This is a genomic window from Cyanobium sp. LEGE 06143, assembly GCF_015207535.1.
GTDB lineage: Bacteria > Cyanobacteriota > Cyanobacteriia > PCC-6307 > Cyanobiaceae > NIES-981.
Map to the genome: position 1 here is coordinate 1 of NZ_JADEWP010000039.1, position 15,678 is coordinate 15,678.

Here is a 15,678-nt window from a genome sequence, read left to right on the forward strand (position 1 = left end):
CGCCCTGCCCCGCTGGCAGCGCCCCCTCACCTCCCGTCCGGAGACGGCGGCGGGGCCCACGGAGCGGCAACGGCCAGCCGCCAAGGCCCCTGCGGCGCCGGGGCGCTCCCTGCCCCGCTCAAGCCGGCGCCGGTCTACTGAGTAGCCTGGAGAACTGTTGCGACCCCCTCATGAGCAGCCTGGTGGTGGTGGGCTTCCCCAAGATCGAGGAAGCCGAAGCCGTGCGGCGCGAACTGGTGACGATCCAGCGCGAGCAACTGATCGCCCTTGAGGATGCCGTGGTGGTCGATCACGACAACGACGGACAGGTGCACCTGCGCCAGGCCCTCAACCTCACCGCCGCCGGCGCCCTCGGCGGCGGCTTCTGGGGCACCCTGGTGGGGCTGCTGTTCCTCAATCCCCTGCTGGGAGCGGCCGTGGGGGCCGGCGTCGGCGCCGCCTCAGGCTCCCTCTCTGATGTCGGCATCAACGACGATTTCATGCGGGAGCTGGGGGAAACCCTGCCCCCCGGTACCGCCGCCCTCTGCCTGCTGGTGCGCGAGGCGAGCCCTGACCGGGTGATCGAGCGCCTGAGGACCCACGCCCCCCATGCCCGCCTGCTGCGCACCAACCTCAGCCACACCGACGAAGATCAGCTGCGTGATCTGCTGGAGAAGGCACGCCAACAGGCCGAGGCCTTGCGGCTCGGCTGAGGCCCGCCAGGGCCACGCGGAAGCCACTGCCCCGCTGCTGCAGCTCCTGGTTCACGGAGCTCACCAGCTCCGTGGGCACGTCGCTGGCCATCTCCTCCGCCGAGGTGGTGATTGCCTCGGAGCCCAGCATCAGGGCTTCCAACAGGTCGGCCCAGAGGGTCACCAGGCGGTTGGGCAGCATCGGCCTCATCCCCTGACCCTCCAGGACCGCACTGCAGCCCTGGCGCTGCCACAGGGCAGAACGGTGATGGCCCCGGGGATGAGGCAGCAGGGCCAGCCCCTGGTGCAGGGCCTGGCGGCTGGGGGCCCCATTGGGCTGGCGCAGGCCCGCTGCGCTGAGCTGGCGGCCGCAGAGCACGGCCGAGATGCCGAACAGCCGGCCCAGTTCGGTGAGGCTCAGCCAGTCGGCCTGCTTTGGCTCGCTTGATTTCCGCTGCTGCAGCGGTGCCCGGGGACGCAGGTGGAGGGGAGTAAGGGCCATCGGCCTCGATCTGATCAGCCCCAATGATCACCGCGCACCGGTTCCCGTCAATTCGTCAAGCGATCTGCGTAGCCCAGTGTTACAGACTTCATCAATCTATACACTGCAACTCTTGGCTGGCCGGCGGCGGCGCTGCTGCCACCAAACCCCTGCGAGCCGTGGTTTCAGGACGCTGCCTCCCCTCTCTGGCCCTGGGGGCCAGGCCGTCCCTCCGGTGTGGTTTTCGCGGCTTTTGGTGACCGCAGGCCTGCCCTGAAAGCGGCTGTCAAAGCACGACGGCTGGGCCCAGCCAGCGCTCCAGATCGGGGGAGAACACCTCCCGGATCACGGTGAGGGGCTGGCCGCCGCGGAAGAAGCGGTAGTGGCGGCTCCAGAAGGGACCTTCGCGGCCAAAGCGCTGGGCCAGCCAGGGGGCCTCCACCCGGGCCAGTCCATCCACCTCGCGGAACAGCTCGGCGCGGTTGCTGGTGAGGCTGCGCCAGATCGGCTGGTCCCGGCGCTGCAGATGCTCCTGGGCCTGGTCATGGTTCCACCAGCTCTCGGCCCAGGCCAGGGTGTCAGGGCCGCAGCGCAGCCACACCTGGCGCCGGATCAGGGGTTCCGCCAGCTCCTCCACCTCCGGCGGCGGCATGGCGCCATCGCCTGGCTGCTGCAGGCCCATGGCGATCAGTTCGATCTCCAGGGGCAGGCCGGTCAGGGCCTCCAGGTGTCGGGTGGGGCTGCCATCGCCGAGCAGCAGCAAGCGCCAGGGCCCGGCGAGATCGCCGCCGCAGCCAGGGCTCAGGGCCCCCCCGATCAGGCTGGTCTGCCAGATGGCCTGCGGGGAGGGGGCTGGGGCCATCACCGGCATCGGAATCCTCGATCGTCCCTCCGTACCCTAGAAATCACGCCTGGCGGGCCGCGGCCATGACCCAGCTGCTGCCGCCGGTGGTGGTCGCCAATCTCCATCGCCGCTACACCGGCGTGTCCGCCACGGTGCGGGCCCTGGTGCCGCTGCAGCGCCGCCAGCTGGCCATCGGCCTGATCGACTGGGGCCAGCTGGGCCTGGAGGCCGGCATGGCGTCGGCCGACCTGCTCCTGCAGGGTTGGCGGCCGCCGCCAGGGGCGGCCCGCCGCGTCTGGCATGCCCGCCGTGACCTGGAGATCCTGGTGGGTCTGCTGCTGCGGGAGGGGCTGCGCCAGCCCTGGGTGGTGCTGTTCACCTCGGCGGCCCCCAAGCCGCCGGGTCCTGTGCTGCGCCGGCTGATCCGCCGCTGCGACGCGGTGATCGCCACCTCAGGCCGCTCGGCCGGGTTCCTGCCCCCGGGGTGCGTCAGCGCCACCATTCCCCATGGGGTGGACACGGCCTTCTACTGCCCGGCGCCCGCCGCCCCAGGCGGTGAGGGCGGGGCAGCGGATCCCGATCCCCCGGCGCTGATCGGCTGTTTCGGGCGGATCCGCGCCAGCAAGGGGGTGGACCTGGTGGTGGAGGCCCTGATCACCCTGCTGCCCGATCGCCCCGTTTATGGGGCCGTGTTCACCGGCCTGGCGCGCCCCGCTGAGCGGGAGTTCCTGGCCGGCTTGCAGCGGCGCATTGCCGCCGCCGGCCTGGAGCGGCGCATCCGCTTCCTCGGCGACCTCGACCGCCTCGCCGTGCGGGACTGGTACCGGCGCGTGTGTCTCTGCGTGGCGGCCTCGCGCCGGGAGGGCTTCGGGCTGACGCCCCTGGAGGCCATGGCCTGCGGCTGCGCGGTGCTCACCTCGGAGGCGGGAGCCTGGCCGGAGCTGGTGGATGGGGAGGTGGGCCGCCGCTTCCAGACCGGCAACCTCGCCTCGCTCACCGAGGCGTTGGCCCTGCTGCTCGATCAGCCCGGCGAGCTGCGGGCCATGGGCCGGCGGGCGCGGCGCCGCGCCCTGGCCCGCCATTCCCTCGAGGCCGAAGCCGGCGCGATCAACGGCCTCTACCGGCAGCTGCTGGAGGGTGCCGCTCAGGCGAGGGCGCCGATCAGCCGCCGCTGCTGATGCTGATCAGGCGCTGTTCGCCGTTTCGCTCGATCACGGCACTATCCGCGTTGGCGGAGTGCAGCTTCCAGCCCGAGGCGCCGATGGTTTCCCCCACCTCCGCGCTGGTGGAGGTGCTGCCCACCTGAAAAATGGCCGAGCCGCCGTGGCCCGGGGCCTGCACCACCCCAATCAGCTGCGGTGCCGGGCCGCCCCCGGATCCGCCGCTGCCAGTGCTGCCGCCAGGCCTGGGTTGGGCCCCGCTCGGCCCAGCCGGCGGGGCCGAGCGGCCGACGCTGCCGTTCATCGGCACCTTGAGCACCCGGGCCGGTGGTGCGCTGCTGGGCGGCAAGGTGGCCAGCTCCTGCATCCAGGGTTCCGCTGGCGGCGGTGGCGGCAAAGCATTCTCTGCAGCCGCCAGGGCTTCGAGGCCCCCAGCTGCGGCTCCGGCCTGGATGGTGTTGCCGCTGGAGGCCGCGGGATCGGGCGAGGCCGGGCCCATGGCGCGCAGCCGTTCCATCATCAGCAGGTTGCGTTCCTGGCGGATGGCCTGCTGGTCCTGGCTGCGCAGCTGCAGCGCCACGAGGCCAAGGCCAGCCACGGTGGTGATGCCCAGGCTCACGCTGGCCAGCACCAGGGCCGATGGTGGCGATTGACCCACAGCGGGGTGCGCTCGTGTTCTGGCCTGGGCTCTGGGCACGGTGCGTCGGGCGCCAGGCGTGGCCGCTGGGCTGGCCGCTGTTCTGGGGCCCGGCGCCGGGGGAGCAGGTGGTGGCGGCGGAGCGGAGGGCGGATCAAAGACCTCCACCTCGATCGCCATCTCCGGTGAGAAGACCCGGTTCATGACCTGCTCAGCCCGCAGTTCCCAATAGGCCCTTGAGGTGCAGATGCCCCTGCCTTGACTCACGCCCGCCGTCGATATTTCAGACGACAGTAAACCCATTTTCTTTTAAGGATTGCAACCCGGCCAGCAGCGGGCCTGGGCTGGCGCCCCAGCCGGCGGTTCAGCACCGCAGAGCGCGGGCGTGGTGTTGCAGGTGGTCGGCGATGAAGCTGGCAATGCAGAAATAGCTGTGGTCATAGCCCTGCTGGCGGCGCAGCTGCAGGGGCTGGCCCGCGGCTGCCGCCGCCTCGGCCAGGGCCTCCGGATGCAGCTGGTCGTCCAGGAAGGGATCGGCCAGGCCCTGGTCTACCAGGATCGGCAGCGGTGCAGTCTGGTCCGGTCCGATCGCCCGCGCACCCGAGCGCAGCAGGGCGGTGGCATCCCAGGCCTGCCAGGTGCTGGGATCGGGCCCCAGCAGGTGGCCGAAGGCCTTCTGGCCCCAGCCACAGGCGCAGGGGTGGGCGATCGGGGCGAAGGCCGACACCGCGCAGTAGCGGCCCGGATGCCGCAGCACCGCCACCAGGGCGCCATGGCCCCCCATCGAGTGGCCACAGAGGCTGCGGCGCTCGCTCAGCGGCAAGGCCGCCTCCAGCAGTTCCGGCAGTTCCTGCACCACGTAGCTGTGCATGCGGTAGTGGTGGCTCCAGGGCGCCTCGGTGGCATCCACATAGAAGCCGGCGCCGTGGCCGAAATCCCAGCCGCCATCCGGGTCGCTCGGCACCTCAGGCCCGCGGGGGCTGGTGTCCGGCATCACCAGGGCAAGGCCGAGCTCAGCCGCCCGCCGCTGGGCTCCCGCCTTCTGGCTGGCGTTCTCATCGGTGCAGGTGAGGCCCGACAGCCAGTACACGGCCGGCACCCTTTCACCGGCCAGGGCCGCGGGGGGCAGGAACACCCCCAGCAGCATCGAGCAGTTCAGCTGCCCGGAGTGGTGCCGGTAGCGGCGCTGGGAGCCGCCGAAGCAGCGCTGGTCTCTGAGCAGTTCGAGCTGGGCCACGGGAGAAGCCTTGGGGTGGCGCTCAGAAGTGAATCACGCTGCGGATGCTCTTGCCGGCGTGCATCAGCTCGAAGGCCCGGTTGATCTCCTCCAGCCCCATGGTGTGGGTGATGAAGCTGTCGAGGGGGATCTCCCCCCGCTGGGCCTTCTCCACATAGAGCGGCAGCTCGGTGCGGCCCCGCACGCCGCCGAAGGCCGAACCGCGCCAGACCCGCCCGGTCACCAGCTGGAACGGCCGGGTGCTGATCTCCTGGCCGGCTCCGGCCACCCCGATGATCGTGGATTCCCCCCAGCCCTTGTGACAGGCCTCCAGGGCGGCCCGCATCACATCCACATTGCCGATGCACTCAAAGGAGTAATCCACACCGCCATCGGTGCGATCGATCAGCACCTGCTGAATCGGGGCGTCGTGATCGCGGGGATTGAGGCACTCGGTGGCGCCGAGCTGCTGGGCGATGGCGAACTTGGCCGGGTTGAGGTCGATGCCGATGATCCTGGAGGCCCCGGCCATCACCGCCCCGATCACCACCGCCAGGCCGATGCCGCCCAGGCCGAACACCGCCACCGTGCTGCCGCGCTCCACCTTGGCGGTGTTGAGCACAGCGCCGATGCCGGTGGTCACCCCGCAGCCCAGCAGGCACACCTTCTCGAGCGCTGCCGCCTTGTTGATCTTCGCCACGGCGATCTCCGGCAGCACCGTGTACTCGGAGAAGGTGGAGGTGCCCATGTAGTGGTGCAGCATGCGGCCGTCCTTCGAGAAGCGGCTGCTGCCATCGGGCATCACCCCCCGGCCCTGGGTGCTGCGGATCGCCTGGCAGAGGTTGGTCTTGCCCGAGAGGCAGAAGCGGCACTGGCGGCATTCAGGGGTGTAGAGCGGGATCACGTGGTCGCCCACGGCCACGGAGCTCACGCCTGCGCCCACTGCCTCCACCACGCCGCCGCCCTCGTGGCCGAGGATCGCCGGGAACAGCCCTTCGGGATCGGCGCCTGAGAGTGTGTAGGCATCGGTGTGGCACACCCCCGTGGCCACCAGGCGCAGCAGCAACTCGCCCGCCTGGGGCGGCGCCACGTCCACCTCGGTGATCTCCAGGGGCTGGCCGGGGGCCCAGGCCACGGCGGCTCGGCTGCGGATCATCGGCTCAGGGCGGCTGTGCTCATCCTCAGCCTTGGCCGGAGGGCGCGGCGGCTCAGGCGCCCAGGGGCTGGGCCTCACGGCGCTTGCGCAGCTCCAGCCACAGCATCAGGGCCGTGATGTCGGCCGGACTCACCCCGGGAACCCGCCCGGCCTGGCCGAGGGTGAGGGGCTGCACGGCGCTGAGTTTCTCGCGGGCCTCATGGGAGAGGGTGCCGATGGCGCTGTAGTCGAGGTCTGGGGGCAGGGGCCGGTGGGTCTGTTTCTTGGCCTGGTCGATCTGCTGCTGCTGGCGGGCCAGGTAGCCGCTGTATTTGATGTCGATCTCGGCGCCCTCGCGCACCTCGAGGGGCAGGGCCGGATCCGCCAGGCCATGGGCCACCAGGTCGGCGCTGTGGAAGCCGGAGCGGCGCAGCAGGTCGGCCAGGGTGATCGAGCCGCGGATCGGGGCGCCGGTCTGGGCCTCCACGGCTGCGGCGGCGGGATCGCTCACCTTGAGCCGCACGGCGGCCAGCCGTTGCTTCTCCGCCTCGATCGCCTCCTGCTTGGCGCTGTAGATCTGCCAGCGGCGGTCATCGACCAGCCCCAGCTCCCGGCCCAGCGGCGTCAGGCGCCGGTCGGCGTTGTCGCCGCGCAGCACCAGGCGGTATTCACTGCGGCTGGTGAGCACCCGGTAGGGCTCGCGCAGATCCTTGGTGATCAGGTCGTCGATCAGGGTGCCGATGTAGCTGCCCTCGCGGGGGAAGTGCACCGCTGCCTCGCCCCGCACCAGGCGGGCGGCATTGAGTCCCGCCACCAGGCCCTGGGCGGCGGCCTCCTCGTAGCCGGTGGTGCCGTTGAGCTGGCCGGCGCTGAACAGGCCGGCGATCCGTTTGGTTTCCAGCGAGGGTTTGAGCTGGGTGGCGGGCAGGTAGTCGTAGTCCACGGCGTAGGCCGGCCGCAGCATCACGCACTGCTCCAGGCCCGGCAGGGTGCGCAGCAGGTCCAGCTGCAGCCGCTCCGGCAGGCCGGTGGAGAAGCCCTGCACGTAGATCTCGGGCGTGTCGCGGCCCTCGGGCTCCAGGAAGATCTGGTGGCTCTGCTTGCCTTCAAAGCGCACGATCTTGTCCTCGATCGAGGGGCAGTAGCGGGGCCCCTTGCTGTCGAGAAAGCCGCCGTAGATCGGCGTGAGGTGCAGATTGTCGCGGATCAGCTGGTGGGTGGCCGCCGTGGTGCGGGTGAGGTGGCAGCTCATCGGCTCGCCGCTCACCCAGGCCGCCGGATCGAAGGAGAAGAAGCGATCGGCCGCGTCGCTGGGCTGCTCCTCCAGCTGGTCGAGGGCGATGCTGCGCCGGTCCACCCGGGCCGGCGTGCCCGTCTTGAGGCGGCCAGTGCGGAAGCCCAGGGCCTGCAATGCCTCGGTGAGCCCCTCGGCGGCCTGCTCGCCGGCCCGGCCGGCGCTCATCGACTGGTTGCCCACCCAGATCTGGCCGCCCAGGAAGGTGCCGGTGGTGAGCACCACGGCCGGGGCGGCATAGACGCTGCCGAAGTAGGTGCGCACGCCGCTGATGCGGCCGCCTTCACCCGGCCTGCCGTCCAGCTCCAGCCCCGTCACCATCGCCTCGCGCAGCGACAGGTTCGGGGTGTGCTGCAGCAGCTGCAGCATCTGGCGGGCGTACTGGCGCTTGTCAGTCTGGGCCCGCAGGGCCCAGACGGCCGGACCGCGGCTGGCGTTGAGCACCCGTTTCTGCAGGGCGGTGGCGTCGGCCAGACGACCGATCACGCCGCCGAGGGCATCCACCTCATGCACCAGCTGGCTCTTGGCCGCCCCGCCCACGGCCGGGTTGCAGGGCTGCCAGGCGATGCGGTCGAGGTTGAGGCTGAACAGGGCCGTGTTCAGGCCCAGCCGTGCCGCCGTGATCGCCGCCTCGCAGCCCGCATGGCCGCCGCCCACGACGATCACGTCGAAGGTTTCGGTGGGGGAGAGGGTCATGGTCGGCCCGGGCCTTGACATCAGCACAGCCTTGAGTATGGACGCCCCCGCTGTTCAGCTCAGCAGCCAGTGGTCAGTGATGTCCTCCGCCAGGAAGCGCCACAGATCGGGGCGGAGCGGATGCTTGAGCACGGTCTGGCTGGGATGGCGCCAGGGGCGCAGCACCTCGTGGGGGCGGGGCCGCCCGTGGAACTTGAGCACGCAGGCCGCCTGGCGGGCCCGCTCGGCGGCGGCGGCATCGTGGCGGGCTAGCTTGCGCAGGCCCCGGTAGGAGGCCACCAGCCCCTCGGGCCAGGTGGCCAGCGCTCCAGGGCAGTGGCACTGCAGCGCCCGGTAGATGAAGTTCTGATTGGGGCCTGGGGTGCCGTGGTCCTCCCCGTCCAGGTAGGCCTGCCACACCCGGGCCGTGGCCGCTCCCGGCCGCAGCTGCATCACGCAGGAGTTGAGGGTGGGGTAGCTCCAGTCGCGCACGCCGATCAGCGGGGCCGGATCGGCCGCGCCGATCCGCAGCAGCGGCTCGAGGCCGGCGCGCACCACCAGGGTCACATCGAAGAAGAGAAAGGGCGTCTCGCCGGTGATCGCGGCATTGAAGAGCTGGATCTTGCTGCAGAAGCCGTGCAGGCCCAGGGGCTCCAGCTGCCGGTGCTGCAGGCCGAGGCTGGCCAGGGCCGGACGGTTGGCCGCGTCACACAGCACCGTGAGGCTGTGGGGTGCCCTCAGGTGCCGCTTCAGCATGCGCTGCAGCCGCTCGGCGTAGTGGGGCCCGTAGCTGCGGCCGGTGAGCACCGTGAACACCTGCAGCCCCATCAGGCGGCCAGGTTGCGGAAGCGGGTGAACTGAGGTTCGAACAGCAGCTTCACCGTGCCCACCGGGCCGTTGCGGTGCTTGGTCACGATCACCTCGGTGATGCCCCGGTCGGCGGTTTCGGGGTTGTAGTACTCGTCGCGGTAGATCATCAGCACCAGATCGGCGTCCTGCTCGATCGAGCCCGATTCGCGCAGGTCGCTCAGCATCGGCCGCTTGTTGGTGCGGGATTCCACGCCCCGGCTGAGCTGGGAGAGGGCCATCACCGGCACGTTGAGCTCCCGGGCCATGCCCTTGAGGCCCCGGGTGATCCGGGAGAGCTCCTGCACCCGGTTGTCGGGGGTGGAGCCCTCCATCAGCTGCAGGTAGTCGATCACGATCAGGCCCAGCTCCTTGCCCGATTCCGCCATCAAGCGGCGGCAGAGCGAACGCATCTCCAGCACGCCTGCATTGGGTTTGTCGTCGATGAACAGGGGCAGCTGGCCGAGGCTGTTGATGCCCTGGCCGAGCATGGGCCACTCCTCCTGCTGCAGCCGGCCGGTGCGCAGCCGGCCGCTCTCGATGCCCACCTCCATCGACAGCAGCCGGTAGGTGAGCTGCTCCTTGCTCATCTCCAGGCTGAACACACACACCGGCAGCTGGTGCAGCTGGGCCACGTTCTTGGCGATGTTGAGCACGATCGAGGTCTTGCCCATGGCCGGGCGGCCGGCCACGATGATCAGATCGCTGCGCTGCAGTCCCTGGGTGATGGCGTCCAGGTCGTAGAAGTTCACCGGGATGCCCGCCACCGAGGTGCCCAGCGAGCGGCTCTCGATCTCGTTGAAGGTGCTGGTGAGGATCTCGGCGGTGGGGGTGAGGCCTTGGCTGGGTTTCTCCTGGCTGATCGCGAAGATCTTCTGCTCGGCCTCATCGAGCACCTGGTCCATCGGCTTGCCCTGATCGAAGCCGAGCTGGATCACCTCGTTGCCGGAGCGGATCAGCCGGCGCCTCAGGAACTTGTCCATCACCAGGCGGGCCACCTGGTCGATCGAAGCGGTGGACATGGTGCGCTCCACCAGCTCCACCAGGCGGCTGCTGCCGCCCACCTTCTCCAGCAGGCCGGTGTCCGCCAGCCAGGCGGTCATGGCGGTGAGGTCGGTGGGCTTGCCCTGGCTGTGCAGCATCAGGGCGGTGCGGTAGATCTCCCGGTGGGCCCCCAGATAGAAGGCCTCCGGCTGGAGCACATCCGCGACCCGGCTGATGGCGTCGGGATCGAGCAGCACGCCCCCCAGCACCGCCTCTTCCGCCTCCAGGTTCTGGGGGGGCACGGAGTCGGGCAGGGCCTCGAAGCTGGCCTCATCCCGCAACCGTCCCCGCCGCTGGGCGGGCCGCACCGGCGCGATGTCACTCTGCCCGTCAGAGGGATCGCGGTTGGCCTCGGCGCCTTGATGACCGTCGGGCTCGCGCTCTGAAAGCGGCAGGCTCACCATAGCTGGATGTCCCGCTGGGAGGCCGGCCAGTCCCTGGGGTGCTGGCGGCGGTGGGCGCCCATTCTGGCCTGAGCCGACCGCGCGCTCAGTGGCTGATCACTTCGAGGTTGATCTCGGCCGTCACCTCGGGGTGCAGCTTCACGTGCACCTTGTAGGAGCCGGTGCGGTGGATATCGGGCACCGTGATGTCGCGGCGGTCCACATCCTTCTTGGTGGCGGCTTCGATCGCCTCGGCCACGTCGCCGTTGGTCACGGTGCCGAACAGCACGTCATCGCCGCCGGTCTGCTTCTTCACGGTGAAGCGGCCGATCGTGGCCAGGGCGGTGCGGAAGGCCTCGGCTTCGGCCCGCAGGGCCGCCTGGCGCTCGGCCTCCTTGGCCCGGCGGGCCTCCACCTGCCGCAGCACGGCTCGGGTGAGGGCAACAGCCTTGCCGGTGGGGAGCAGGAAATTACGGGCGTAGCCGGGGGCCACGTCCACCAGATCGCCCCCCTTGCCCAGGCTGAGGACGTCTTCGCTGAGAACGACTTGAACGCGCTTGGCCATGGGAAAAGGAGAGAGAAGTCTGATCGCGAGCCGATCCAGCAGCCTACGTGACGGGCTCAGGCCCTCAGGCTGGGCCTGGCCGCGATGGCGGGGAGACGCACCTGCCTGGCCAGGCCCAGCCGACGCATCAGCCGGATGTGCTGCCAGGTGAGGTCGAGCTGGCGGCCGAAGCCATGGCGCGCCGAGTGGGGGAAGGCGTGGTGGTTGTTGTGCCAGCCCTCACCGAAGGTGAGCGCGGCCACCCACACGTTGTTGCGGGACTGGTCGCCGCTGTCATGGGACACCTTCCCCCAGCAGTGGGTGGCCGAGTTGACCAGCCAGGTGCAGTGGTAGACCACCACCAGGCGCAGCGGGATGCCCCAGAGCACCAGGGCCCAGCCGCCGGCACCGGTGACCGTGCCGATCCAGAACAGCAGGCCGGCCAGGGGCAGCTGCAGCAGCAGGAACCAGTTGTTCAGCCAGCGGTAGTAGGGGTCACGGGCCAGATCACCGGTGAGGCGGGGCACCGCGGCCATGGCGGGAACGGTCTCGAACATCCAGCCCATGTGGCTCCACCAGAAGCCCTTGAGGCTGCTGTGGTGGTCGACGTCGGTGTCGGAGAACTTGTGGTGGTGGCGGTGCAGGCCCACCCAGTCGATCGGGCCGTGCTGGCAGCTGAGGGCGCCGCAGGTGGCGAAGAAGCGCTCCAGCCAGTGGGGCACGCGGAAGGAGCGGTGGCTCAGCAGGCGGTGGTAGCCAACGGTGACGCCGAGGCAGGCCGTGACCCAATAGAGCACCAGGAAGCTGGCCACGGCGGGCAGGCTCCAGAAGCGGGGCAGCAGGGCCACGATGGCGAGCGCATGGAGCGCGCCCATGTAGGCCACGATGGTCCAGTTGATGCCCGGTTCGCTCTGGGGCGCGGCTGCGCCGCTGCGGGGTTGGCGCAGGGCCTCGGCCCGCAGCAGTCCCCTGGTGCCGCCGCTGATCCGGGCGGGCTGCCGGGTGCTGCGGGCACTGGGACGGGGACGGGCTCGGCTGGAGGCTGTTGCGGTCATAACGGACCGACTCCTGATCACTGGCTAAGATGGTAGCAATACGAATCCTGATCGCAAGACTTCGCAGTGGGTTACCGGGACGACCTCGCGGCCGGGCGGGTGGCCTTTGCCCATCTCGTTCGCCTCTGGCACGGCCGCAATGGCTGGAGCCACCGCGTGCTGCCCGCCCTGGCCGAGGCCCTCGATCTCGGCCGCGTGCACAATTCCCAGCTCTCGATGTTGCGCAACGGCAAGCTCGCCTCCCCGGGGCCGGAGGTGTTCCTGGCCCTGGGGCGCATCAACCAGTTGCTGGCCGCCGAGGTGGTGGATGGCACCCTCTCCGAGTCGCTGCGGCAGCAGCTCGCCGACCAGCCCTCACTGCTGGCCGACCTGCAGGCCTCGGCCCTGCCGGTGCAGGAGCCGGGCGAGGCGGTGCTCGGGCCCGGCGAGCTGCTGGAGGTGTTCGTGGGTCTGCGCCATCCCCCGGCTGCCTTCGACCTGCGCATTGCCGAGGGCGAGGCCCTGATCCTGAGTGCCGCCCTGGCTGAGCTGCTCACCGCCGGCCACCCCTGGCGGCTGTGCCGCGACACGGTGCTGGCGGCCTATCCGGTGAGCAAGCGCTCGCGGCGGGAGCGCTTTGCTGCGGTGATCGCCGGCCAGTGCGACTACAGCGCCGCCGAGCTTGATGCCGAACTGCCTGACCTGCGCCGCACCCTGGCGGCCCTGGGCGGTGTGGAGGAGCAGCACCTCAGCCCGGCCCGCTTTCTCGATCTGCTGCGTCAGCGGGCCCGGGGCCTCGGCGGCCTGGCGCCCGACCCTGGCGAGGCTGACCTTGGCGCGGCGATCCGCCAGCAGCTGGGCGGCCTCTGATCCCTCAGGGGCGGTAGTGGGCCAGCCGCACGCGCCGCGCCCAGCCCAGGGCCCTCAGCAGGCGGATGTGCTGCCAGGTGATGTCCAGCTCGAACCAGCGCAGGCCGTGGCGCGCCGAGTGGGGGAAGGCGTGGTGGTTGTTGTGCCAGCCCTCGCCGAAGGTAAGGATCGCCACCCACCAGCAGTTGCGCGAGCGGTCGGGGCAGTTGAAGTTGCGGTAGCCGAAGGCGTGGGTCGCGGAGTTCACCAGCCAGGTCACGTGGTACACGAGCACCAGCCTCAGCGGGATGGCCCAGAGCACCAGGCCCAGCCCGCCGCCGTGCACCCCGGCCAGCTCGCCATAGGCATAGAGGGCGACGCCGAGGGGCGCCTGCAGCAGCAGGAACCAGCGATCCAGCCAGCGGTAGAAGGGGTCGCGCTGCAGATCCCCGGTGAGCCGCTCCACGTGCTCCAGGGCTGGGATCTGGTGCAGCATCCAGCCGCTGTGGGCCCACCAGAGGCCGCGGCCGGCGTCGTGGTGGTCGTTGGGCTGGTCGGAGAACTTGTGGTGGTGGCGGTGCAGGCCCACCCACTCGATCGGCCCGCTCTGGCAGGCCATGGCACCCATCAGCACCAGGGTGCGCTCCAGCCAGAGGGGGGCACTGAAACTGCGGTGGGTCACCAGCCGGTGCAGGCCCAGCGTCACGCCCAGCACGGTCATCCAGTAGAGGAACGCCAGGGCCACCAGGGCCTGCCAGCTCCAGAACCTCGGCAGCAGGGCCACCACGGCCCCCACGTGCATGGCCAGCATGAAGCCGGTGGTGCCGAGCTTGTAGCGCCGTTGCCGGGGGGGCAGGGGCTTGCGGCGGCTGCGCAGGGCAGCCAGCAGCTGGCGCTCCTGCTGGCTGCTCGCCGAGGGGGCTGGCAACAGCGGGGCGGGGTCGAGCTGAATCACCAAGTGCGTGGGGAGCGGGAGTGGACGGTGCGGCGGCGGTGCACCCCCTGGCCGGCTCGGCCGGTCTGGGGATCTGCGGAGGCCGTAAGCCGTTGGACGTCTGTGTCCGGCTCCCGAGTGGCGGGAATCTAGACGGGCAACATGGGAGCCCCTCCGGCCCCAGCGATGTCCAACCCCTGCTGGGCCCGCGACCAGCTCGATGGCGCCAGCGCCCGCATCGCCCCCTTCACCGAGCGCCACACGGCCGGCGTGCAGCCCCGACTGGAGCGGGTGCTGGCGGCTCTGGCGGCGGAGCGGGTGGGGGTGCAGCACTTCGCCTCGGTGAGCGGCTACGGCCATGGCGACCAGGGCCGCGAGGTGCTCGATCGGGTGTTCGCGCGGGTGCTGCAGGCCGAGGCCGCCGCCGTGCGGCTGCAGTTCGTCAGTGGCACCCACGCCATCGCCGCCGCCCTGTTCGGCGTGCTGCGGCCGGGGGATCGGCTGCTCTCCCTCACGGGCCGCCCCTACGACACCCTCGAGGAGGTGATCGGCCTGCGCGGGCAGGGCCAGGGGTCCCTGGCCGAGTTCGGCATCCGCTACGCCGAAGTGCCTCTGAGCGCCGCCGGCCGGGTGGATCTGGAGGCGGTGGACCTGGCCCTGGGTGAACCGACGCGGATGGTGCTGATCCAGCGCAGCTGCGGCTACAGCTGGCGGCCCTCCCTCTCGATCACGGCGATCGCCGAGCTGGCCGAGCGGGTGAAGCGGCGCCAGCCCGGCTGTGTGGTGTTCGTGGACAACTGCTACGGCGAACTGGTGCAGGAGCAGGAACCCACCGCCGTGGGGGCCGATCTGATCGCCGGCTCCCTGATCAAGAACCTGGGCGGCACGATCGCCCCCACCGGCGGCTACGTGGCCGGCCGCGCCGAGCTGGTGGAGCAGGCCTGCTGCCGGCTCACCGCCCCGGGCATCGGCGCCGAGGGCGGCACCAGCTTCGACCTCAACCGCCTGCTGTTCCAGGGGCTGTTTCTGGCGCCCCAGATGGTGGCCGAGGCCCTGATCTGCAGCGAGCTGGTGGCCCAGGTCTTCAGTGACCTCGGCTATGCCACCCAGCCGCGGCCCGGAGAACCGCGCAGCGATGTGATCCAGGCGGTGCGGCTTGGCTGCCCCGAGCGGCTGGCCACGGTGTGCCGCGCCTTTCAGGCCGCTTCCCCGGTGGGTGCCTACCTGGATCCGGTGCCGGCGCCGATGCCCGGCTACGCCAGTGAGCTGGTGATGGCGGGCGGCACCTTCATCGACGGCAGCACCAGTGAGTTCTCCGCCGATGCGCCGCTGCGGGAGCCCTATGTGCTGTTTGCCCAGGGCGGTACCCACCGGGCCCATGCCCGCATCGCCCTGGAACGGGCCCTGGCGGCCCTCGCCGAATCCGGGCATGGTCCTCCAGACTGACGCGCACTGTCTTGCCCCCCGCGTGCGATGGCGCTCTCCTATCCCAGCGACTGTCGCTATGCCGACAGCCACGAATACGTGCGCCCCGATGGCGACAACGTGCGTCTGGGCCTGAGCGCCTTCGCCATCGACCAGCTCGGCGACATCGTCTTCGTCGAACTGCCTGCGGTGGGGGATGCGCTCACCCAGGGCCAGAGCTGCGGCAGCATCGAGTCGGTGAAGGCGGTCGAAGACCTGCTGGCTCCGATCTCCGGGGTGGTGCAGGCCCGCAACGAGGCCGTGATCGCCAGCCCCGAAGAACTGCAGAACGATCCCTACGGCGAGGGCTGGCTGCTGCTGCTGCAGCCCAGCGAGCCGGCCCAGCTGGAGAACCTGCTGGAGGCGACGGCCTACGCCGCCAAGGTGGAGGGTCACTGAGCATGACCTCATCGCTGATCAACACCGCAGCTCAGTCGACAGCTGAGGCCGATGCCGCAGCCCTGCCC

General features: G+C 70.7%; 16 protein-coding genes. 5 read left to right on the forward strand and 11 right to left on the reverse strand.

What is annotated here, in order from left to right:
• Positions 1 to 170 precede the first annotated feature (170 nt).
• The gene (locus IQ216_RS04510; RefSeq protein WP_193814512.1) at positions 171 to 692 is read left to right on the forward strand and encodes a DUF1269 domain-containing protein; all 522 of its coding nucleotides are present in this window, start codon (positions 171 to 173) and stop codon (positions 690 to 692) included.
• Here IQ216_RS04510 and IQ216_RS04515 read toward each other — a convergent pair.
• Both IQ216_RS04515 and IQ216_RS04520 read right to left on the reverse strand, forming a co-directional pair.
• Positions 613 to 1,173 (reverse strand): hypothetical protein, encoded by a 561-nt coding sequence (locus IQ216_RS04515; RefSeq protein WP_193814513.1) that lies wholly within the window; start codon positions 1,171 to 1,173, stop codon positions 613 to 615. The genes IQ216_RS04510 and IQ216_RS04515 overlap by 80 nt on opposite strands.
• A gap of 265 nt (positions 1,174 to 1,438) precedes the next feature.
• Entirely contained in the window at positions 1,439 to 2,023 is a 585-nt protein-coding gene (locus tag IQ216_RS04520; RefSeq protein WP_370566602.1) for a chorismate lyase, read from the reverse strand.
• A 56-nt stretch (positions 2,024 to 2,079) separates the two neighbouring features.
• On the opposite strand from IQ216_RS04520, the gene IQ216_RS04525 reads away from it, so the two are divergent.
• Entirely contained in the window at positions 2,080 to 3,174 is a 1,095-nt protein-coding gene (locus IQ216_RS04525) for a glycosyltransferase family 4 protein (RefSeq protein WP_193814515.1), read from the forward strand.
• Here the strand turns inward: IQ216_RS04525 and IQ216_RS04530 are convergent.
• The 8 genes from IQ216_RS04530 to IQ216_RS04565 all read right to left on the reverse strand — a co-directional run bounded on the left by IQ216_RS04530 (position 3,158) and on the right by IQ216_RS04565 (position 11,985).
• Positions 3,158 to 3,997, reverse strand: coding sequence for a hypothetical protein (locus IQ216_RS04530; RefSeq protein WP_193814516.1), 840 nt, complete (start codon positions 3,995 to 3,997; stop codon positions 3,158 to 3,160). The genes IQ216_RS04525 and IQ216_RS04530 overlap by 17 nt on opposite strands.
• 160 nt (positions 3,998 to 4,157) lie before the next feature.
• A complete protein-coding gene (fghA, locus tag IQ216_RS04535; RefSeq protein WP_193814517.1) occupies positions 4,158 to 5,030 on the reverse strand; it encodes an S-formylglutathione hydrolase in 873 nt (290 codons plus the stop codon).
• A 22-nt stretch (positions 5,031 to 5,052) separates the two neighbouring features.
• Entirely contained in the window at positions 5,053 to 6,165 is a 1,113-nt protein-coding gene (locus tag IQ216_RS04540) for an S-(hydroxymethyl)glutathione dehydrogenase/class III alcohol dehydrogenase (RefSeq protein ID WP_228007138.1), read from the reverse strand.
• Positions 6,166 to 6,217: 52 nt separating this feature from the next.
• Positions 6,218 to 8,155, reverse strand: coding sequence for a tRNA uridine-5-carboxymethylaminomethyl(34) synthesis enzyme MnmG (mnmG, locus tag IQ216_RS04545; protein ID WP_370566603.1), 1,938 nt, complete (start codon positions 8,153 to 8,155; stop codon positions 6,218 to 6,220).
• Between the two features lie 33 nt (positions 8,156 to 8,188).
• On the reverse strand, positions 8,189 to 8,941 hold the full coding sequence (locus IQ216_RS04550; RefSeq protein ID WP_193814519.1) for a hypothetical protein: 753 nt from the start codon (positions 8,939 to 8,941) through the stop codon (positions 8,189 to 8,191).
• The gene (gene dnaB, locus IQ216_RS04555; protein WP_193814520.1) at positions 8,941 to 10,407 is read right to left on the reverse strand and encodes a replicative DNA helicase; all 1,467 of its coding nucleotides are present in this window, start codon (positions 10,405 to 10,407) and stop codon (positions 8,941 to 8,943) included. The genes IQ216_RS04550 and dnaB overlap by 1 nt, the downstream gene beginning before the upstream one ends.
• An 85-nt stretch (positions 10,408 to 10,492) precedes the next feature.
• Entirely contained in the window at positions 10,493 to 10,951 is a 459-nt protein-coding gene (gene rplI / locus IQ216_RS04560) for a 50S ribosomal protein L9 (protein WP_193814521.1), read from the reverse strand.
• Positions 10,952 to 11,007: 56 nt separating this feature from the next.
• A complete protein-coding gene (locus tag IQ216_RS04565; protein WP_193814522.1) occupies positions 11,008 to 11,985 on the reverse strand; it encodes a fatty acid desaturase in 978 nt (325 codons plus the stop codon).
• Between the two features lie 66 nt (positions 11,986 to 12,051).
• On the opposite strand from IQ216_RS04565, the gene IQ216_RS04570 reads away from it, so the two are divergent.
• On the forward strand, positions 12,052 to 12,834 hold the full coding sequence (locus IQ216_RS04570; protein ID WP_193814523.1) for a hypothetical protein: 783 nt from the start codon (positions 12,052 to 12,054) through the stop codon (positions 12,832 to 12,834).
• Between the two features lie 4 nt (positions 12,835 to 12,838).
• On the opposite strand, the gene IQ216_RS04575 is transcribed toward IQ216_RS04570, so the two are convergent.
• Entirely contained in the window at positions 12,839 to 13,702 is an 864-nt protein-coding gene (locus tag IQ216_RS04575) for an acyl-CoA desaturase (protein WP_370561861.1), read from the reverse strand.
• 231 nt (positions 13,703 to 13,933) lie between these two features.
• Here IQ216_RS04575 and IQ216_RS04580 point away from each other — a divergent pair, with 231 nt between their 5' ends.
• Positions 13,934 to 15,193: an aminotransferase class I/II-fold pyridoxal phosphate-dependent enzyme gene (locus IQ216_RS04580; RefSeq protein WP_193814524.1), complete on the forward strand. Its 1,260-nt coding sequence runs from the start codon at positions 13,934 to 13,936 to the stop codon at positions 15,191 to 15,193.
• 27 nt (positions 15,194 to 15,220) lie between these two features.
• Positions 15,221 to 15,610 (forward strand): glycine cleavage system protein GcvH, encoded by a 390-nt coding sequence (gcvH, locus tag IQ216_RS04585; protein ID WP_193814525.1) that lies wholly within the window; start codon positions 15,221 to 15,223, stop codon positions 15,608 to 15,610.
• The last annotated feature ends 68 nt before the right edge of the window (positions 15,611 to 15,678 follow it).